The 20544-nt window shown below is 68.7% G+C and carries 15 protein-coding genes; 4 read left to right on the top strand and 11 right to left on the bottom strand.

What is annotated here, in order from left to right; translation table 11 throughout:
* Positions 1 to 59 precede the first annotated feature (59 nt).
* Together BMY88_RS17650 and BMY88_RS17645 are read left to right on the top strand one after the other, a co-directional pair.
* Positions 60 to 1703, top strand: a complete 1644-nt coding sequence (locus BMY88_RS17650) for a flavin-containing monooxygenase (protein ID WP_091946541.1) — start codon at positions 60 to 62, stop codon at positions 1701 to 1703.
* 33 nt (positions 1704 to 1736) lie between these two features.
* Positions 1737 to 2048, top strand: coding sequence for an EthD family reductase (locus tag BMY88_RS17645; protein WP_091946537.1), 312 nt, complete (start codon positions 1737 to 1739; stop codon positions 2046 to 2048).
* Positions 2049 to 2060: 12 nt separating this feature from the next.
* Here BMY88_RS17645 and BMY88_RS17640 read toward each other — a convergent pair whose 3' ends face one another.
* From BMY88_RS17640 to hppD, 4 genes are read right to left on the bottom strand one after another with little or no spacing between them, the layout of a single operon-like run.
* Positions 2061 to 2954 (bottom strand): phenylalanine 4-monooxygenase, encoded by an 894-nt coding sequence (locus BMY88_RS17640; protein ID WP_091946532.1) that lies wholly within the window; start codon positions 2952 to 2954, stop codon positions 2061 to 2063.
* A gap of 59 nt (positions 2955 to 3013) precedes the next feature.
* Positions 3014 to 4210, bottom strand: coding sequence for a fumarylacetoacetase (fahA, locus tag BMY88_RS17635; protein ID WP_091946727.1), 1197 nt, complete (start codon positions 4208 to 4210; stop codon positions 3014 to 3016).
* Positions 4207 to 5406 carry a homogentisate 1,2-dioxygenase gene (locus BMY88_RS17630; protein WP_091946529.1) on the bottom strand — a complete coding sequence of 400 codons (1200 nt, stop codon included), beginning with the start codon at positions 5404 to 5406 and terminating at the stop codon, positions 4207 to 4209. The genes fahA and BMY88_RS17630 overlap by 4 nt, the downstream gene beginning before the upstream one ends.
* Positions 5407 to 5416: 10 nt before the next feature.
* Positions 5417 to 6613 carry a 4-hydroxyphenylpyruvate dioxygenase gene (hppD, locus tag BMY88_RS17625; protein ID WP_091946526.1) on the bottom strand — a complete coding sequence of 399 codons (1197 nt, stop codon included), beginning with the start codon at positions 6611 to 6613 and terminating at the stop codon, positions 5417 to 5419.
* Positions 6614 to 6781: 168 nt separating this feature from the next.
* Between hppD and BMY88_RS17620 the strand changes: the two genes are divergently transcribed.
* Together BMY88_RS17620 and BMY88_RS17615 are read left to right on the top strand one after the other, a co-directional pair.
* Positions 6782 to 7309, top strand: a complete 528-nt coding sequence (locus BMY88_RS17620) for an Lrp/AsnC family transcriptional regulator (RefSeq protein WP_244524764.1) — start codon at positions 6782 to 6784, stop codon at positions 7307 to 7309.
* A gap of 56 nt (positions 7310 to 7365) precedes the next feature.
* Positions 7366 to 8394 (top strand): hypothetical protein, encoded by a 1029-nt coding sequence (locus BMY88_RS17615; protein WP_091946523.1) that lies wholly within the window; start codon positions 7366 to 7368, stop codon positions 8392 to 8394.
* A gap of 416 nt (positions 8395 to 8810) precedes the next feature.
* Here the strand turns inward: BMY88_RS17615 and BMY88_RS17610 are convergent, their stop codons facing one another.
* From BMY88_RS17610 to BMY88_RS17580, 7 genes are all read right to left on the bottom strand, one after another.
* A complete protein-coding gene (locus BMY88_RS17610; RefSeq protein ID WP_091946520.1) occupies positions 8811 to 10556 on the bottom strand; it encodes a ThiF family adenylyltransferase in 1746 nt (581 codons plus the stop codon).
* A 27-nt stretch (positions 10557 to 10583) separates the two neighbouring features.
* A complete protein-coding gene (locus BMY88_RS17605) occupies positions 10584 to 11612 on the bottom strand; it encodes an SMODS domain-containing nucleotidyltransferase (protein ID WP_170861158.1) in 1029 nt (342 codons plus the stop codon).
* An 88-nt stretch (positions 11613 to 11700) separates the two neighbouring features.
* On the bottom strand, positions 11701 to 12867 hold the full coding sequence (locus BMY88_RS17600; protein ID WP_091946518.1) for an SAVED domain-containing protein: 1167 nt from the start codon (positions 12865 to 12867) through the stop codon (positions 11701 to 11703).
* Between the two features lie 55 nt (positions 12868 to 12922).
* Positions 12923 to 14290, bottom strand: a complete 1368-nt coding sequence (locus tag BMY88_RS17595; RefSeq protein ID WP_091946515.1) for a hypothetical protein — start codon at positions 14288 to 14290, stop codon at positions 12923 to 12925.
* A complete protein-coding gene (locus BMY88_RS17590; protein ID WP_091946510.1) occupies positions 14287 to 17487 on the bottom strand; it encodes a type I restriction endonuclease subunit R in 3201 nt (1066 codons plus the stop codon). The genes BMY88_RS17595 and BMY88_RS17590 overlap by 4 nt, the downstream gene beginning before the upstream one ends.
* Positions 17487 to 18746 (bottom strand): restriction endonuclease subunit S, encoded by a 1260-nt coding sequence (locus BMY88_RS17585; RefSeq protein WP_091946505.1) that lies wholly within the window; start codon positions 18744 to 18746, stop codon positions 17487 to 17489. Before BMY88_RS17585 ends, BMY88_RS17590 begins: the two co-directional genes overlap by 1 nt.
* Positions 18743 to 20488, bottom strand: a complete 1746-nt coding sequence (locus tag BMY88_RS17580) for a type I restriction-modification system subunit M (protein WP_091946502.1) — start codon at positions 20486 to 20488, stop codon at positions 18743 to 18745. The genes BMY88_RS17585 and BMY88_RS17580 overlap by 4 nt, the downstream gene beginning before the upstream one ends.
* Positions 20489 to 20544: the final 56 nt, after the last annotated feature.

The raw sequence follows: 20544 nt of genomic DNA, 5'->3' as shown, positions 1-20544 counted from the left end.
GGCCCGGGCCGACGATGGCCGGGCCCCCGAGCGGTAGTCCACAGAGAGGCGCTCCCGCGATGACCTCAGCACTCGAGACCCCGTCCCCGGCCGCCACGCCCCGAGCCGACCTCGAGGTCGACGCGCTGGTCCTCGGCGCCGGCGTGGCCGGGCTGTACCAGTTGCACCAGCTCCGCGAGCAGGGCCTGCGGGTCCGCGCGATCGAGGCCGGGGACGACGTCGGCGGGACCTGGTTCTGGAACCGCTACCCCGGCTCCCGCTTCGACAGCGAGGGCTACATCTACCAGTACCTGTTCTCCGAGGAGCTGTACAAGGACTGGAGCTGGAGCGAGAAGTTCCCCGGTCAGCCGGAGATCGAGCGCTGGATGCACTACGTCGCCGACCGCCTCGACCTCCGTCGCGACATCCAGTTCGGCACCACCGTCACCAGCGCCACCTACGACGAGGACCGCGGCCGGTGGACCGTCCGCACCGACCGGGGCGACACCGTCGACACCCAGTTCCTCATCACCTGCGGCGGGATGCTCTCGGCCCCGATGGCGGACCTGTTCGAGGGCCAGGACACCTTCCGCGGCACCGTCGTCCACACCTCCCGGTGGCCGGCCGAGGGCGTCGAGCTGGCCGGCAAGCGGGTCGGCGTCGTGGGCATCGGGGCGACCGGCATCCAGGTCATCCAGACCATCGCCGCCCAGGTCGGCCACCTGACGGTGTTCGCGCGCACCCCCCAGTACGTGCTGCCGATGAAGAGCCCGGCCTACGGCGAGACCGAGCAGGCCTGGTACAAGGGCCGCTTCGAGGAGCTGCGGGAGACCATTCCCAACACCTTCACCGGGTTCGAGTACGACTTCGAGCACGTCTGGGCCGAGTGCACCCCCGAGCAGCGGCGGGAGATCCTCGAGGAGATCTACGAGGACGGCTCGCTGAAGCTGTGGCTGGCGAGCTTCGGGGAGATCTTCTTCTCCGAGGAGGTCTCCGAGGAGGTGTCGGAGTTCGTCCGGGAGAAGATGCGGGCCCGGCTGAAGGACCAGCGGCTGATCGACGTCCTGGTCCCCACCGACTACGGCTTCGGCACCCACCGGGTGCCGCTGGAGCGGAACTACCTCGAGGTCTACCACCGGGACAACGTGGAACTGGTCGGGATCCGGCACAACCCGGTCGCGCGGGTCCGCCCGGAGGGGATCGAGCTCGCGGACGGCAGCGTGCACGAACTCGACGTGCTCATCCTGGCGACCGGCTTCGACGCCGGGACCGGCGCCCTGACCCGCGTCGACATCCGCGGTCGCGGCGGGCGGTCCCTGGCCGACGACTGGCACCGCGACATCCGCACCACGATGGGCCTGATGATCGAGGGCTACCCGAACATGCTGACCACCGCGGTCCCGCTCGCGCCGTCGGCCGCACTGTGCAACATGACCACCTGCCTGCAGCAGCAGACCGAGTGGATCAACGACACGATCCGCACCATGCGCGAGCAGGGGAAGTCGGTCATCGAGCCGACGCGGGAGGGCCAGGACGCCTGGGTCGCGCACCACGACGAGATCGCCGCCGCCACCCTCGTGACGAAGACGGACTCCTGGTACATGGGGTCCAACGTGCCCGGCAAGCCCCGGCGGCTGCTCTCCTACATCGGTGGCGTCGGCACCTACCGGCAGAAGTGCGCGGACGAGGCCGCCGCCGGCTACCCCGCCTTCCGCATGAGCTGACCCCGTTCCGTCGACACCGCCCAGGAGACCCTCGTGACGCACCGACTGCTCGTCCAGTACGGCCGCCCGACCGACCCCGCCGCGTTCGACCGGCACTACCGCGACGTCCACGTCCCCCTGGCCCGCAAGATCCCGGGGATCGTCCGCTTCGAGACCGGGCACGCCGAGGCCCTGGGCGACGAGGCGGCGCCCTACCTGGTGGCGACGCTCGACTTCGAGTCGGCCGAGGCGTTCGCCGCGGGGATGGGGTCGCCGGACGGCGCGGCCGCAGCCGGTGACGTGCCGAACTTCGCCACGGGCGGCGCGACCATGAGCCACTTCGACGTCGACGACGTCACGCGCTGACCGGCCCGCGGGTCAGGGCGCGGCCCGGGCGCCACGGAGCCGGGCCGGCGTCTCGTCGTCCATGGTGGCGAAGAAGCCGCCGACGACGTCCATGAGGTGGGCCAGCGAGTCGGCCCGGTACAGCACCGGCTGGAAGTGGGTGATGTCGTAGTCGGCCGTGCCCATCTCGAGGAGATCCAGGGGGCGGACGTCGGCCCGGCGGAACTCCTCGATCTCGCCGTAGGACGACAGCAGCCCGGCCCCGTAGCACCGGAGCTCGCCGCCCTCGGCGATGACGCCGAACTCGCAGGTGAACCAGAAGACCTTCGCGAGGAAGCGCAGGGCGTCCTCGTCGTGCAGACGCCGGGCGGCCTCGCCGGTGAGCCGGTGCAGCTCGGCGATCGGCGGCGCGGCCAGCGAGACGCCGTGCCCGATCACCTCGTGCACGAGGTCCGGCTCGGGGGTGTACAGCGGCTGGGAGGGGTGGCGCAGGTACTGCGTGGAGTGGAACGTGCGGTCGGCCAGCGCCCCGTAGAACTGCCGGAGCGGGACCAGGCCCGGCGCGGGGTCGAAGGTGAACCCGGTGCGTGCACCCACGCGCTCGGACACCTCGGCCAGCTGGGGGACGCGGTCGGTCGGCAGGTCGACCGCCGCCCAGGCCTCCAGGTACGCCGAGTGCGCCAGCCGCCGGTGCTTGGCGGTGAGCTCTCGGCAGACCGCCCGCCAGACCTCGTGCTCCGCGTCGGTGTAGTCGACGACCGGCACCGGCTCGCCCGGCCGCCAGGTCAGCGCGAGCCGGGCGATCTGCGCGCGGCGTGCGAGGTACGCGGCGTCGGCCACGCCGGGGTGGTTCGGCGCCAGGTGGACCGTGACGGTCCCGTCGTCGTGCTCCTCGACCGGGGAGTACAGCTGCCCCTCCTCGAGCATGGCCCGACCCTCCTCCCGCTCGCCGGGACCGGCCAGGGTCGCCGGTCCCCTCCGGACGCTCATCGCGCCGGCACGACCCGTCCGGTCACCTCCCCGAGGGAGATGCGGCCGCCGTCCGTCCCCGGGGCCGTGGCGCCGACGGTGACCTCGTCGCCGTCCTCGAGGAACGTGCGGGTCGTGCCGTCGGCGAGCCGCAGCGGCACCGCGCCGCCCTCCGACAGCTCCATGAACGAGCCGAGCTGGTCGCGCCGCGGCCCGCTCACGGTGCCGGAGGCGTACAGGTCCCCGGTCCGCAGCGCCGCCCCGTTGACCGTCAGGTGCGCGAGCTGCTGCGCCGGCGTCCAGTACAGCTGCGCGGCCGGCGGGCAGCTCACCAGCTCCCCGTTGAGCCGCACCTCCAGCGTCAGGTCCAGTCCCCAGGGGTCCCGGCCGTCGTCGAGGTACGGGAGCAGCGGCACCTCGCGCGCCGGGGCGGGCACGCGCGCGGCCTCAAGCGCCGCCAGCGGCACCACCCACGGGGAGACCGAGGTCAGGAACGACTTGCCGAGGAACGGCCCGAGGGGCACGTACTCCCAGGCCTGCAGGTCGCGCGCCGACCAGTCGTCGACCAGGCAGACGCCGAACACGTGGTCGGCGAAGGCCCCCAGCGGCACCGGGGTGCCCAGCTCGGACGGCACCCCGACGACGAAGCCGACCTCGGCCTCCATGTCCAGCCGCCGCGTCGGCCCGACGGTGGGCCCGGCGCCGCCCGCGTCCCGGCGCTGACCGCTCGGCCGGACGACGGGCGTGCCCGAGACGCGCACGGTGCCGGCGCGGCCGTGGTAGCCGACGGGCAGGTGGCACCAGTTCGGCGCCAGCGGCTCCGTGCCCGGCCGCAGGATCCGCCCGAGGTTCTCCGCGTGGTGCCGGGAGCTGTAGAAGTCGACGTAGTCGGCGACCGCCACCGGCAGGTGCAGGGTGACGGCGTCGCGGGGCACGAGGGCGGGTTCCACCCGGGCTCGGTGGGCCTCGTCGGTGAGCCAGTCGGTGACCGCGGCGCGGAGGTCCCGCCACGCCGCCGGGCCGCGGGCCAGGAAGGCGTTGAGCGAGCCCGTGGCGTGGACCGGGTCGCCGGTCGCCGCCGCCAGGTCCAGGACACGGTCGCCGATGGCGATCCCCGTGCGCGGTGCCGTGCCGGCCGTGGCGAAGACGCCGTAGGGCAGGTTCGCCGGGCCGAAGCCGGTGCCGGGGGGCAGGTCGAGCCAGGTGGCGGTCACGGCGGGCCCCCGCGCCCCGCCCAGGTCCACGCGTACCGGCCGTCGTCGGCGGCGACCCCGCCCTCCCCGAGCTCCAGCGGCCGGAAGGTGTCGACCATGACGGCGAGTTCGTCGGAGCGCTCGGTCCCGAGCGCGGCCTCGACGGCGCCGGGCTGCGGCCCGTGGGTGTGGCCGCCGGGGTGCAGCGACACCGACCCCCGGCCGATGCCCGAGCCCCTGCGGGCGGCGTAGTCGCCGTCGACGTAGAACATGACCTCGTCGCTGTCGACGTTGGCGTGGTAGTAGGGCACGGGGATCGCCAGCGGGTGGTAGTCGAGCTTCCGCGGGACGAACGCGCAGATCACGAAGCCGCTGCCCTCGAACACCTGGTGCACCGGCGGGGGCTGGTGGATGCGCCCGGTGATCGGCTCGAAGTCGGCGACGGCGAACGCGTAGGGGTACAGGCAGCCGTCCCAGCCGACGACGTCGAACGGGTGCTGCGGGATCACGTGCACGGTGCCGGCCGGACCGCCGGGACCGCGGTGCTTCACGTGCACCTCGACGTCGCTCCCCTCGGCCAGCAGGGGCTGTGCCGGGGCGCGCAGGTCGCGCTCGCAGTACGGCGCGGACTCGAGGAACTGCCCGTACCGCGACAGGTACCGCCGCGGCGGCGCGACGTGCGAGGCCGCCTCGATCACGTAGGTGCGCAGCGGCTCGTCGCCGGTGGGCACCCAGCGGTGCGTGATGCCGCGGGGGACGACGACGAAGTCGCCGGCGCCGACGTCCAGCGCGCCGAACGTCGTCTCCAGGGTGGCCGCGCCGCGCTCGACGAAGACGCACTCGTCGCCGACCGCGTTGCGGTAGTACGGGCCGGTCAGCGAGCTGACGGCGTAGGAGATGGCGACGTCGGCGTTGCCCAGCAGCAGCCGCCGGCCGGTGACCGGGTCGGCCGCCTTGTGCTCCTCGCCGGGGAAGACGTCGTGCAGGCGCAGGTGCCGGGGCAGCAGGGGGGCGTTCGGGGTCAGGGTCTGGTCGGGCAACTCCCAGGGGCGGGCGTCGACCAGCGCCGAGGGCAGGTGCCGGTGGTACAGCAGCGCGGAGTCGGCGGAGAACCCCTCCTCGCCGACCAGTTCCTCGGCGTACAGGCCGCCGTCGGGACGGCGGAACTGCGTGTGCCGCTTGGGCGGGACGTCGCCCACCCGCCGGTAGTAGGCCACCTCGACCCCTTCAGAAGTTGCCGCGCCGGGCCTGCTCCCGCTCGATCGCCTGGAACAGCGCCTTGAAGTTGCCCTTGCCGAAGCCCAGGGACCCGTGCCGCTCGATGAGCTCGAGGAACACGGTGGGCCGGTCGCCGATCGGCCGGGTGAAGATCTGCAGCAGGTAGCCGTCCTCGTCGCGGTCCACGAGGATCCCCCGCGCCTGTAGCTCCTCGACGGGGGTGCGCACCGCGCCGATCCGCGCCCGCAGCTCGGGGTCCTCGTAGTACGAGGCGGGGGTGGGGAGGAACTCGACGCCCTCGTCGCGCAGCGCGTCGACCGCCGCCAGGATGTCGCCGGTGGCCAGGGCGACGTGCTGGACGCCCGGGCCGCGGTGGTAGTCCAGGTACTCGTCGATCTGGGACCGCTTCCGGCCCGGCGCCGGCTCGTTGAGCGGGAACTTGACCCGGTGGTCGCCGCTGGCGACCACCTTGCTCATCAGCGCCGAGTACTCGGTGGCGATGTCGGCCCCGACGAACTCGGCGAGGTCGGTGAAGCCCATGACCCGGTGGTAGAAGGACACCCACTCGTCCATCGCGCCGAGCTCGACGTTGCCCACGACGTGGTCGACCGCCTGGAACAGCCGCCTCGGGGCGCCCGGTCGCCGGACGTGCGTCGACGTCCGCGCGACGAAGCCGGGCAGGTAGGGGCCGGCGTACCGGGACCGGTCGACGAGGGTGTGCCGGGTGTCGCCGTAGGTGGCGAGGGCCGCCACGCGGACGGTGCCGTGGGAGTCGGTGAGGTCGTGCGGCGGCTCGAGCACGGTGGCACCGGCGGCCGCGGCGTGAGCGGTGCAGCGGTCCACGTCGGGGACCGCCAGCGCGATGTCGGCGATGCCGTCGCCGTGCCGGCGGTGGCGGTCGGCCAGGGGGCTGGCCGGGTCGTACGCGCCCGTGACCACGAAGCGGGCGGCGCCGGACCGGAGCACGTAGCCGAGGTGGTCGCGGTTGCCCGTCTCCGGACCGGAGTAGGCGACGAGGTCCATGCCGAGCGCCGAGACGAAGAAGTGCGCCGCCTGCGTCGCGTTGCCCACCACCCACACCAGCGCGTCCCAGCCGAGCACGGGGAACGGGTCGCCCGCGGGGTCGTGGTCGACGAGGCCGACCAGCTGCCGCAGCTCTCTGGGGTCCGGCTCGGCCGCGCGCTGGTCGTCGAGCATCCGGGTCATGCCGCTCCCTCCGCCGTGGCACGGAACACGTGGCTTGTGGCGCAGGACACACCGCGGCACGCTGCTGGGCAACCGCCCGGTCCGGAGCTGGTCGGGCCGACCAGTCGGCGCAGCTCCCGGGCGGCTCCGCTGGTCAGCTCGCCCAGTTCGGAGGCGCAGGGAGGAGGCATGCAGATGGCGGACGGCGCCGCGCTGGACGCGCTGGACCTGGCCCTGCTCGCGGCCCTTCGGGAGCACCGCCGGGCCGGCGTGCTGGAGCTGTCCCGGATCACGGGGGTCGCGCGGGGGACGGTGTCGGCGCGGCTGCAGCGGCTGGAGGACACCGGCGTCGTCACCGGGTACGGGCCGGAGATCGACGTGCGGGCGGCAGGCTTCGGCGTGGAGGCGTTCGTGACGCTGGAGATCGCGCAAGGGGCGATCGACGCCGTGCAGCGCGACCTCGAGGCCATCCCGGAGGTGCTCGAGGCGCACGCCACCACCGGCCGTGGCGACGTGCTGTGCCGGGTGGCCGCGAGCTCGCACGAGGCGCTGCAGCGGACGCTGGTGCAGCTCGACCGGTCGGCGAGCGTCGTCCGGTCCACCAGCGTCATCGCCCTGTCGCGGCTGGTGCCGCTGCGGGCGCTGCCGCTGCTGCGCACCGAGGCGGCACCGGACGCCGGCCGGTCCGGCATGCCACCCGAGCCGGGCGCGCGGTAGCGAGGGCCGCGCGCCTGTCCACGGTGGCCGGCCTGCTCGTGCGCCATGCTCGCGCGATGCGGAAGGCCTGGGGCGTGGCGCTCGCAGCGGTGCTGGCCGGCGCCGTGGCCTGCGGGAGCGACTCCGGGGAGGCGACGGGCCCCGGCGCTGCCTCGGTGGGCCTCTCCCCGCCCGGGACACCGCTGGCGGCCGGACTGGTCGTCCCGGTGGGGACCCAGCTGGTCGGCCCGGTCTTCCCGCGAGCGCCCCACGTGACCGTGACGCTGCACGCCGCCTTCGAGGTGACCAGCCATGCCGCCGTCCTCCAGGTCGACGGCGATCCCTTCGCGGCCTGGGACGACCTCGCGGGTCAGGCCCGGGCCATCGGCGTACCCGTCCCGGGGAGCGGCGTCTGCCTGTGGCGGATCACCTCCGCCGAGGTCATGCGGGCCAATCCCGGGACGAGCCCGGAGACGCCGGTGTCGGCAGCACGCCCCGACGTCGCCGATGCGGTGGACTGTTTCGCGGCGGCGAGAGGGCCACTGTCGGACGGCACGCAGGTCATCGTCGAGATGGGCCTGTGGTGGTGGCCCGCCGGCGCGGAACTCCATGTCGAGGTCTCCGAGGGCGCACTGTCCGAGGGAGACGTGGACGTGTACCCGTCCTCCTACCCGGAGACCGATCCCGGCCCCGCGCCGGCGACCGCGGCGGACCAGCTGCCCGAGCGCAACCCCACCGTCTCCGTCGGAACCGGAGACCCGTTCGGCGAGCAGAACAACTGCTTCGAGTTGGGCTACGACCGGCTGACCGTGCCTGCCGGGGCCCGCCTCATCGGCGGCGGCACCACGCCCGGTCTCGTCGGCTTCGCCCGCGACTTCGCCGCGGTGCTCGCCGTCGACGACCCCGAGGCCGTGCTCGGAGAGCTCAGGGACCAGCTCGACGAGCCGGACAGCACCGACGGGGACTACCGCCTCGGCGAGGAACGGATTGCCGACGGCACCTCGGTCTGGAGCCTCTCCGGCGGCGTCAGCGCCGGGGGCGGCGGCTGCTACATGTGGGGCACCCCCGACGGCACGGCCGTGCTCGTCACGACCTCCAGCGACTGAGCTGCTGCACCACAGCCAACGCCGACCCTGCGGGTGTTCTTCCCACATTGCGGGCGCTGCAGGACCCGCAACGCCGGGAAACCACCGGCACAGTCCGGTCGCCGGGGACCCACCGGTCCCGGGGACCCATCGATGCCGGGGACCCACCGGTTCCGGAGTCCTACCGGTCCCGAGGACCCACCGGTCGCCGGGGACCCACCGGTCCCGGGGACCCACTCTGTGGCCGGGGAGCCACCGGTTCCGGAGTCCCACTCTGTGGCCGGGAGCCACCCTGTGCCGGAGCGGTCCGGAGACGCCACCGGCCCGGCACCGCGGATGCGGTGCCGGGCCGGTGGGCGGGGACTACGTCAGCTGTCGAATCTCATTCGAGTGTCACTCCGAATCTCACCACTGTGCGACGACGACCCCACGGCTGACTACGCCGCCGGGATGAACCGGCGGAAGGGGCCTGCGGGTGAGTGCGGCAATGCGATGAGGTGACTGCCCGACACTGGCTCGGTGCTCGCCAGGTGGTTCCCGAGCATGGAGGTCAGGGTGGCTGCGACGGCGGCGAGGTCGGCGGCTGATCCGTGAAAGGTCGGGATCGAGCAGCCTCGGGTTGGGATGAGTTCGTCTCGCGGTGAGACGTCCTTCCAGAAGGTGTGGAACGGCTCCAGGTCCCCGGCTGCCCTGACGGCGTCGCCGATCTGCTGGTCGATGGCGTTCGGCCCCTTCGGGTTGGTCCGATCGCTGACAGTAAGTAGACCGAGGGTGCTGGTCCCGGCGTCTGTGGCGACCTGCGCGAACATCGGTCGGTCCTCAGCAGGTGCCAGTTCGTCGAGCCCTTGTCCGATGGCGCGGGAGATCGTCGCGTCGATGACCAGGTCAGCGGTGAGCAGAAGCGTGGCGAGGTCATCGGGGATCGGGCCGACGTGTGCTTCGACCTCGATGTCGTCGCGGATCGCTAGGAGGCGCTGTCGGAGGGCTTCTGCTTTCGAGGCTCCGACGTTGTCTTCGGTGAAGTTCTGCCGGACCAGTAGTCCTCCGCTGATGCTTCCTGGGTCGCACAGGATGAGGCGCTTGGCGCCTGCGCGGGCGATGAACTCGGCGATCCAGGATCCCAGCCCGCCGCAGCCCCAGATGTGGACGGTCTTGCCGAGGAAAGCGCCGGTTGGGCGGTTGGTGTCGCGTCGGGTAGTGACGCTGTCGCGCTCGTCGGACACGGTGCACCACTCCACAGGGGTTTTCTCGTCGAGCATGTCAGCGCTGATGTCGATTGTTGGGTGGCGCCGCTCTCGGACGAGGCGGCGAAGTTCGTCAGCGGCGGAGCCCGGAATCCGGCCAGCAAGGAGATGCGGCGGTCCGCCGGTGGGGTGCGGGATCGTGAGAACGAAGGTCTGCGGTGTGCCCTCTGGATTCCGGGTGGCGGCAGCCGCGAGTGCGATGAGGAAGGCGGGTGACTGGGGGTCGGCGCGCGGCACGAAGAAGGTGTCGCGTGTTGGGGCCGTGTCTAGGACGAGGAGGAGTTCTTGCAGCAGGGAGCCCGCGCCGAGGGGTAGGGGCTCGCCTACGTCGAAGACGATGGACTGCTGTTGATCCGGGCTGCTGCGTTCGTAGTGGAGGTCGTGCCGGTGCGACGAGCGAAGGGTGAGGTAGGCCCGCCGCGCCTTTAGGGGGCTGCCCGCGCTTCGGACGACGATGGTTGGCGTCCCTGGGGTGCGGTGGAGCACCCCTCCGACCGCGTGGAACAGGGCTGAGTCGGAGTTGAACTCGCCTGCTGCCGCCTCGCGCAGCCACTTGTGAAGCCTGTCGATTGCGCTGGCGAATCCCTTCTGTGGGTTCCACTCGCGCGACGGGTCGAGGTAGGTGCATAGCCGCCGACCGAGGAGGACATGGGCGTGCCCTAGAAATCGGCCGTGGTCCACCTCGATCAGGGGTGGGGAGAGGCGGTTCGGGCCGATTCCGAGGAGGAACTCCTCGTGTTGCCGCAGCGGGAGGCCGAGTGGGGCGCGGGGCAGGTCGCCGGTTCGCAGGCGGACGCGCGTTACGACGAGCCCGAGGCCGTTGGGCTTGGGGTCGCCGATGAGCCGGAAGTCGTCGGGAAAGGCTGCGGCGACGCGGCGCAGTTCACGGACGGCAGACTTCTGCCAGTCCGTGAACTGCGCACGCTTCTTCTGGCCCACTGGTCCCCTGCTCGTTCGGCTCCTCGACTATCCGGCTCGGCCGGAGCGCCCGGATGAGGACGTGCCGGGCGGTTCCGTGGTGCCGCTGGCTCCACCGGCGGCCCCTGCGTCACCGAACTTGGTGCTTTCCGCTGAGGTCGCTGGGGGCTGGAACCCGTCGCCGAAGAGGTCCTGCCACTTCTTGATGCTGGTCTCTTCGTCGGTCTCGTCGCAGGCGTCCTGGATCTCAGCGGCGTGCACGTTGATGCGGTCGCGGAAGTAGGAGTAGGTCTCCTGGGACCACCGGTGGTCGAAGGTGACGAGCGGGTTGGAGGGGTCGGCGATGGAGGGCTTGGTCGGGCGCTCTTGGAGCCAGGCGTCGAGGTCGCTGACCATGTGGAGCAGGGCGGTGGGTAGGTCGCTGTAGTAGCCGGGGTCGGCGATCTTCTTCCAGTCCGCGACCTGCTCACCCAGGAGCGTGGTGATGAGGATCGACCTGGTCCCTGTGAAGGAGTTCTTGTGGTCTCGCAGGAACTTCAGGAGCCGGATCACCTTGCGCAGGTTACGGTCGGCGATCTTGTCCTTGTCTTTCATCCACTGCGTGAAGCCGGTCGGGTTCGTCGTCTCGAACTCGTTGTCGTCGCGGTTGATGATGACCTGGCGGCCGTCGGCCAGAGTCAGGTACGGGACGATGTCGACGTGCATCTTGTTGTTGGCGTACTCGACGTAGACGCAGCGACACTTCCGGTTGTGCGGCATGTCGCCGTAGGTCGAGTGGTTGTCGATGACCTTGTAGACGGCGTTGATGTACTGCGCGACGTCGTCTGACCAGTCGTCTTCTTCGCGCATCTGGAGCATGAAGTCCGCGTCGAACGGCTTGCCGTTCTGGGGGCTGATGATGGTCTCCTGCGCCCAGGATCCCTGTGGGATCTTCTTGATGATCCGGGGTCCGAGGTCTGGATCCGCCTTGAGGGCGTCGTAGATGGCGTCCACTCGGTCAGCCAGTTTGTCGAGGTTGAACTGGCTGAGGTTGACGGTGTTCTTCAGGAAGTTGTCGAAGTAGTCGGTGTGCTTCATCGGATTCCCCCCGTTGTAGTGGTTGGCGTAGCGATGACCGGTGTCCCCGTCCGGTGATGGACGTTTAGGCTCGGCCCGTGCCTTGCGCTCATTCGTTGACCTGCACGACGGCCGTGTAGGTCTCGTTCTGCCGCTCGTAGACATCGATCGGCGGCTGCGCTCCGCGCATGAAGGCCCGGCCCATCTCGATAGCCGAAGTCAGCGGCGCAGCGGCGACCAGATGCCACCTCGTTGCGCCGGGGCAGGCGGCCTCCACCTCGGCGAGCAGGCTCCGCCACCGGTCGGCGAAGTTCCGCAGCGTGTCCGGGTGCGAGAAGAGGCCGGGGCCGAACCGATCTGCCTCGGGACGGATCTCGAAGTGGGGCAGCCCCTGGAGTCGTTCCGGGAGGTTGGTTTTCTGGACCTCGGCCGTTAGGGACGCGGCGAGGACGACCTCCTTGACCGGAGTCGAACCGATGTTGCCGCTGGTCGTGAAGTCGTAGACGGGGGCGGATCCGTCCCAGCGCCACCCTTGATCGCCGTCACGGTGTTTCTGGTAGAGCCGGGTGTCGGTCTTGTCGTCGAGCCGGGAGCCCAGGTGCACGAGCAGCGGGATCGGAGCGATCGCGAAGATAGAGAGGTGCTCGACCTCGCCGGTGGCAACTGACTGCTCGATGAGCCGGACGGTGTCGTCGATCTCTTCCTGAGCCGCCTTCCAGTAGGTCGAACGGCTCGGGTCGCCGCGAACCTCGCACAGGAAGTCGCCTCGCCAGCGACTGTCTACGAGGCCGAGGTATCCGTCGACCAGGAGCGCGTCAGCCGTCTGCCTCTGCGAGGCGAGGGCAGTCGCACCGCGCACACGGCCTCCGACGCGCAGCGCTGCGGTACGGCGCATTCCGCCGTTCGTGGCTGCCATCCGGACGCGGTCCTCATGCGTCTTCTTCAGCGAGCGGAGCCGCTCGGGCGTGAAGTACGGGACGTGGTCTTCGTCATCGATCAGGCGGTGACAGCCATGGCAGAGCAGGAGGAGGTTGTCTTCCGCCTCCCGGTCAGGGATGTCTTCCGTGAGGCCACGCGGTGAGCCGGGGGTGGCGGTGGCGCCGACGTTGTGCGCCAGTTCGCCGACCAGGACGCTGTGCAGGTATCCGCGACTGCCGAGCAGGCTGGCGGAGCACATGACGCAGCACCCGGCGGCCCGCGCCCAGACGGCGAGGCGTACCGGATCCTTGATGTCGCCCCGTCTTACCGAGGTGTCTCGCGCCTTCGATGTCGCCACACTCCGACGGTATGGGGAGGGTCTGACAGAACAGGGTCGGCGACCTCTGCCCCTGCTACGCCTCCTGCTTGTCGTATACCAGTTTCAGCAGGTTGAGAACCGGCGCGATGTCCGCGTGCGTCTTGATCTGCGCGTGGATGTAGCGAGGTGTACCGCCGACGACGACGCCATGTCCGATGGGGTGCTGCGCCGCGCTGAGCCCCCGGATATAGACGCTGAGATGGTCGCCATGGACGAGAAGGTCGCAGAGTTTCTTCTTGCGGTAATACTTGATCGACTTCACTCGGGATTGGCGTGAGATGTCCGACGCGGAATGCATCAGGTCGGTGTCGAAAGACTCCCAGATCGGCTTGAGAGCCACGCTCAGTTTGCTGGTGTGCACCTCAATAGGCACGTCTGCGGCCGGAGGCAAGGACGCGGCGAGGTCCACGAGGCTCTGAACGGACTCGTTCACCCAGTACAGCGGACCTTGCACCTGGGATGTCTTGCCTGCGGCCTCCTCCAAGATGAGCCGGGCCAGCCCGGTCGGCGAGTACGACTTGCCGTCTGCTTCCCAGACGAGGGGTGCGGCGGCGTCGTCCTGCCAGGTGGCGTGGCGGCGGCCGGGTTCTGCGTCGAGCCAGTCCGCCATCTGTTCCTGAAGGTCGGTCGACGGGGCGCGGAATGTGAGGCGTTCGTCGGGGCTGAGCACGTCGGCGGCGATGAGCCGCGCGACGGTGGAAATCTCGCGTTGCTTGTTCTGCTTGGTGCTCTTGGCCTTCTGCTGTTCGTTGACCTCCGGGGAGAGCACGAACTCCTCGATGCCGGGCGGCGGATAGTGCTGGGACACGGTGACGAGGACGTCGTTGGCGGTCTGATACGCCTGGAAGGCCAGCAGCCTGATGTCAAGGCCAAGTTGCTGGTGCAGGAACACCACCGTGGCGGTGACGGTCGGCGGGAAGTCTGAGGCCATTAGAACGACGCTCGGCAGGCGCAGGGACTCCTCGGTGATGGTCGCCCAGGCATCGAGTTCTTCGGCTGCCTGCTCCACGCTGACGTCGGTGCCCGTCTGCTTGGACAGGTAGCGGGCGTGGACCTTGTCGAGGTCGTCGCGAGTGAACCGGGACACGAGCGCGGCGTACTTCAGCGCCTGCATCTCGACGGTGTCTGGGGCCTTGTCGCGCTTGAGTTCGACGACGATCAGGTGCCCGTCACTGTCCAGGGCGAGGACGTCGAGGCGGTCCTTCTCCTTCTCCCCCGTGTAGCCGGTCCAACTGCCGAACTCGAACGCGACGATCTTCACTGAGGGGCCGAGCACCTGCGGGTGCGCGATCACCCACTCCTGAAGGTGCTGCCGCTCCTTCAGCCCGGCGTCCGCCAGGCCGATCGGTGTCGCCGCGATCGCGGACGCCCCGGTAACGGTGAAGACCAACTCGCCATTCATGCGGCGCCACCCAGGTCGTCCTGAATGCGCCGGTAGACCTCGCGGCGCGCCCAGGTGGTGAGGGCTTCCTGGAACTCCGGCTTGTCGAAGAACATGCGGAACAAGTCGTCGTTGAGGCTGTGCCGCTCTTCCAAGAGGTCGGCGAAGCGCCGGTCGAACTCAAAGGCGAAGTTCTCTTCCGTGTTGGCGGCGGCAACCTCACGCAAGTCGTGGTCGGCGATGGAGACCTCGATCTGCTGGTCGACCCAAATCTGATCGATGGGTCCTAGGTTGAGCCCGAACTTGTCGTTGAGCACGTCGATCAGGGAGGAGAACCGGACCTTCTCAGGCAGGTGTTGGGCTCCCCTGCCGCCGCCGTGCATGCCCTGCACGGGCACGCCATCGCCTTCAGCAAGGCTGACGTTCTGCTCGGCTTCCAGTTCGGTGCGGATGTGGGTGAGGATGGCGGCGCTGCCGAGGTCGATGTCGCCGCCTTCGTCGGTGTCGTCCTTCGGCAGTCGGGTGCTCAGGATCCGGCCGTAGTAGTACAACTCCTCCAACTCGGCGCTGTTGAACGGCACGACCTGGCCGAGGAAGGCGTAGAGCCGGACGAAGTCGCGGAGGGCGGTGCGGAAGTCCTCGCGGGCGTCGCCGTCTTCGATGGCGTCGTAGCGGACGACCGCGTTGTCGGTCTGCTCGTACAGCGTCTCGTGGTGCTTGGGGTCGGTCGTAAGCAGCGCGGCGACGAGGGTCCGCATCTCGGTCGGGTCGATGACTCCGGCGGCGAGGATCCGGGTGCGCAGGTTGAACAGCAGGTTCGGGTCGGTCGGCTCGGTCCAGGACTGCTCGTAGAACTCCTTAAACGCCTCCGCGATCACCTCGGCTTCGTTGGCGAAGTCGAGGACGAACGTGCCGTTCTTGCCGGGCATGATCCTGTTGAGCCGGGACAGGGTCTGGACTGCCTTGACGCCGTCCAACTTCTTGTCCACGTACATCGTGTGGAGGCGCGGCTCGTCGAAGCCGGTCTGGTACTTCTCCGCGACGATGAGGACCTGGTAGTCCCCGACGGGGAAGCCGTTCTCGGGGTCGCCCTGGAACCGCTTGGCGGTCTCTGTCTCGGGGATCGTCTTGCCGTCGGGCGCCTTGTTCATGTTCGACTCGGTGTACTCGATGCCGCTGCCCTCGGGGTCGACGACCTTGCCGGAGAACGCGACGAGGGCGCGCATGTCGGTGTAGCGCTTCTCGGCGATGTAGTTCTCGATGGACTGCTTGTAGCGGACCGCGTGCAGCCGGGACCGGGTCACGACCATGGCCTTCGCCTCGCCGTTGATGGCGTGCCGGGTGATCTTGCGGAAGTGCTCGACGATGATCTCGGCCTTCTGCGACAGGTTCGAGGGGTGCAGCGCGACGAACCGGGCGAGCGCGGCGTTGGCCTTGCCCTTCTCGACTTCCGGGTCGTCGGTGCCGAGACCGTTGGCCAGCCTGAAGTAGGTCTTGTAGGTGACGTAGTTGGCGAGAACGTCGAGGATGAAGCCCTCTTCGATCGCCTGGCGCATCGAGTAGAGGTGGAACGGCTCCAGCCGGACTCCGCCTTCGACGCTCGGGTCCTCGATCCGCTCCCCGAACAGTTCCAGCGTCTTGTACTTGGGGGTCGCGGTGAAGGCGAAGAACGACAGGTTGTCGTGCTTCCCTCGCATCGCAGCGGACTCCCGCAGTGACTCGACGCTGGCCGCGAGCGCGTCCTGACCGTCTCCGGCCTGCTCCAAGGCGCGATCGAACTCCTCGGCGGCATCCCACAGGGCGTCGGTGACCTCGCCGCCGGACAACTCGTCGGCCAGCCGGTCCGCCACGTCCGAGCGGGACCCGAGCACGGCCTTTAGGTCTTTCGCCGACTCCCCCGACTGGGACGAGTGCGCCTCATCGACGATGACCGCGAACCGCTTCCCGTTCAGGTCGGTCGCGGCCTTCGCGATCACCGGGAACTTTTGAAGCGTCGTGATGATGATCTGCGCGCGTGACCCGGCCAGCGCGTCGGCCAACTGCTGGCTGTTTTTGTCGACCCGCTCGACGAGGCCGGGCGTGTGATCGAACTGGAAGATCGTGTCCTGCAACTGCCGGTCGAGGACAACACGGTCGGTCACAACGACGATCTTGTGGAAGACGCGCTCGTTCGGACCTAGCCCGATCTGGCGGGCGTGGTCGGTCAGTTCGGCGGCGTTGGCAGGGGTGTGCAGCGTGGACAGCCGGTGCGCGAGCCAGGCGATGGTGTTGCTCTTACCGGATCCGGCGGAGTGCTGCGGTAGGTAGTTGCGTCCCGGCCCGTAGGTGGAGGCGTGCTCGACGAGGCTCAACACCGCGTCCCACTGGTGGTAGCGCGGGAAGATGATCTTTCCGCGCTGCGCGGCCTTGCTGCCCTTCTTGGCGACCGGCTTCTCCTCGTGGATGAACCGGGCGAACAGGTCGAGCCAGTTGTCGCGCTGCCAGACCTCGTCCCACAGGTACTTGGTGCGGTAGCCGGTGCTCGTCGCGGGGTTGCCCTTGCCGCCCGGCTTGCCGGGACCACCGGAGCCCTGGTTGAACGGCAGGAAAAAGGAGTCCTCGCCCTCCAGTCGGGTTGTCAGGAAGACCAGGTCCGGGTCGACGGCGAAGTGCACGACGGTCCGCTTCGCGAAGACCAGGTCGTGCGGGTTGCGGTCAGTCCGGTACTGCTTCTTGGCGTGCTCGACCGTTTGGCCGGTGATGTGGTTCTTCAACTCGGCCGTCGCGACCGGCAGACCGTTGATCGATAGCAGCAGGTCCAGGCTGTCCTGTGGGTTCGACTCCATGGCGTGGGCCTGCCGCGTCACCACGAGGAGGTTCGCGTCGTACAGCGCCATCAGGTTCGGAGTAAGCGCGTGCCCCGGCTTGAAGAACGCCAGACGCACCTTGACGCCCGTGTCTTCCACCCCACGGCGCAGCACGTCCAGCGTGCCCCGCGAGTCGATCTCCGCCGCCAGTCGCTTCTGAAACTTCGCCTCGGCGAGCGCATCAGACCCGTGAATCCGCACGAGGGAGGCCCACGCCTTCGGCTGCGATGCCCGGACGAAGTCGAACAAGACCGATGGGTCCAGGCCGAGATCGCGACGGTAGTTGCCGGGCACGCCGGAGACCCAGCCGTTGGCCACGAGGTGGGCCTCTATCGCTGCCTCAAACGCGCCTTCGCTGTGAACGGCCGTCATCAGGCCGCACTCCTTGCCGTCGTCACGTCGAACTCACCCATCACAGCAGCACTGATCAGCGCGCGCTTACGCTCGCGCAACAGAGTTACAGACTCACTAATGAGCCGGTCCAGTCGCACCAAGTCGTCCTGCTTCTCTTGCAGTTCGCGCATGAACAGTCGCTGCTCATCCCGTGATGGGACTGGCAGCACGAACTCAACCACATCGCCGAGATTGATCTGTTCCTGCGCCGCGCCGTACTGAACCAGTCGCACCTGCGAACGACCCTGTTCACTGTTGAAGAAAGTCTCCAACCACTTTGGCTCGACAGCGTCGTTGGGGGTGAAGAGAAGCACAGAGGCACAGTTGCTGCCGCTGAGGTGCTCCGGCACCACAGCGGCCCTGCCGGGGTAGCCAGCGCGAACGACGACGACATCGCCGGGCGCAAGGCGCGAGCGATGCAACGCATCGCTATCCTCAGCGGAGATGCGCTTGACGTTGGTCAGGTCGAAAGCCCCTTCACGCACGTTTCCGCCATGGATGAACGGAACCCCCCCGTCCTCTACAAAGTACGAGGACGGGTTAACAACTACGCCAACGCCAGCGCGTTGAACAGTGCGCTTCAGGCGCAGGATCGGCCACGCCGCATTCACTGGACCCAGAACTGGATGGATGACCGTCTGCGACGCGGTACTCGTACCGCTGAGCAGAAGGGCAACTCCGGCCCGCTGGCGTTCACGAAGCAGGGCAGCCTGTTCCATGCGCAACTCAACCGCTCGGTCAAGGAGGGGGATCTGCTGATCGAGAAAGTCAGCGATACGTCGCTGCTCGCCGAGAGCATGGTCCGGCACCGAGAAGTCGCGAATGAACAACTCAGGGACTCGCTGCAACCCCGCGACGCCTTGGAACCGCGAGACCCCTTCCGTGAGGAACCGAGAGGTTTGCGTTGCGTAGCAAATAAACCGCGCGTCAGCCCCCTCCCGGGCGCGCAGGACATGAAGTTCTGTGGAACCAGCACCAACGCCGTTTGCCAAGCGAGGGACGATTGCTGACCGGCCCGCCTGAAACGTGGGGGTCACCTTGGGGACAAGAATGTCCCCCTCCTGGAAGCGCACGTAGCCGGTAGCGGTCTCCGACTTCCTGCGAGTCCTCGTCAGATCAAGGCGTTCATCCGCCCACACCGACTCCAACGGCATGAAGGTAACTTGCTCATCCGTTCCTAGAGTCTCGAAGGCCGGGCAAGAGGGATTGACATCGGCCAGGTAGCGGAGGCGGATCACCGAGCCACCTGTCCGAGGACCTTCTGGATCTCAGCCTCGACCCGCTCAACGTCATCAGCGATCAGCGAGATCGACCGCGGAGCCTCGTAGCGATAGAAGTGTCGCGAGAATGGGATTTCGTAGCCCATCTTCGTCTTCGCCTCGTCCACCCAAGCGTCAGGAGCGTACGGGAGGACTTCGCGCTTCAGATAGTCGTCGACAGTGTCGGTTAGAGGGACGACCTCGCTGTCCCGCAGATCCGGGTTCGGGACGACGCCCTTACGGTTACGGATGGGCTGGCCGTTCTCATCGGTCATCGGCCGCTCGACGACAATGCGCTGGTAGCCGAACCCCTCATTCGGAAGAACCCGCACACGGTCGTCGCCAGCCGCTTCGTCGAGCGCGGTGTGGTACAGGCGCGTGAGTTCGACGATCTGCGCATCGGTGATGTACTTGCGCTTGTCGCCGAGACTCTTGCGCATCTTGGCAAAGTCCTGGCGGGCGTCGAGAAGGACGACCTTACCCTTGCGGTGATCGGCCTTGCGATTGGTGACGACCCAGAAGTAGGTGTTGATGCCGGTGTTGTAGAACAACTGGTCCGGAAGTGCGACGACGGCTTCGAGCCAGTCGTTCTCGATGATCCAGCGCCGAATCTCGCTTTCCCCGCTGCCTGCTCCGCCAGAGAAGAGGGGGCTGCCGGAGAAGACGATGGAGATGCGGCTTCCTCCCGAACCGTCTGCCTCGACGGGCTTCATCTTGCTGATGAGGTGCTGGAGGAACAGGAGGCTGCCGTCGCTGACGCGAGGAAGTCCTGCGCCGAAGCGGCCTCGCTCACCCAACTGATCACGCTCGGCCTTCAGTTGCTTCTCAGAGCGCTTCCAGTCCACGCCGAAGGGCGGGTTCGCGAGCATGTAGTCGAAACGCTGGCCGATGAACTGGTCGTCGGAGAGGCTGTTGCCGAGCCGGATGCGGGTCGGGTCCTGGCCCTTGATCATGAGGTCGGAGCGGGCGATGGCCCAGGTTTCCGGGTTGAGTTCCTGACCGAAGACCTCCAGGCGAGCCTTCGCGTTCTGTTCCGCCAGGTGCTCCTGTCCCCCGGTCAGCATGCCGCCGGTTCCGGCAGCGCAGTCGAACATCGTCCGCACCGGCGCACTGCCGCGCAACGCCTGGTCGTCCTCGCTGAAGAGGATGTTGACCATGAGCCGGATGACTTCGCGCGGGGTGAAGTGCTCACCAGCGGTTTCGTTGCTCATCTCGGAGAACTTGCGGAGCAGTTCTTCGAAGATGTAGCCCATCGCCTCGTTCGGAACGGCGTCTGGGTGGAGGTCGATTTCGGCGAACCGGCTGATCACGTGCAAGAGCAGTCCGGCGTTGTCGAGGCGGGTGATGTGGTTGTCGAACCCGTACTTGTCGAGGACCTCCACGGCACCGGTGCTGAACCCACGGATGTAGGTCCGGAGGTTCTCCGCGATGTTCGGGGCGTCTTCGAGGAGGCGGTCGAAGTTCAGCGGGCTGACGTTGTAGAACGACTGCCCGGCCGCACGCAGGAGCAACTGCTCCGGGTTCTCGATCTTGCCTTCGAGTTCGGCGGCGCGCTTGATCACCGCTTCCTTGGTGGGCTCCAAGACGCAGTCGAGCCGTCGTAGGACGGTCAGCGGCAGAATCACCTGGCCGTACTCGTGGGCCTTGTAGTCGCCCCGAAGCAGGTCAGCGACCGACCAGATGAAGCCGACCTTGTCCCCGAACCCTGCTACCTGCGTCACTCCGCCACCACTCCCCTGCCGTTGTTACCTACCGTGCTGGTATCGGCACGTGGAGA

It is taken from the genome of Trujillonella endophytica (genome assembly GCF_900110555.1).
In the GTDB taxonomy this organism is placed as follows: domain Bacteria; phylum Actinomycetota; class Actinomycetes; order Mycobacteriales; family Geodermatophilaceae; genus Trujillonella; species Trujillonella endophytica.
This window is presented reverse-complemented; position numbering and strand designations above follow the sequence as displayed.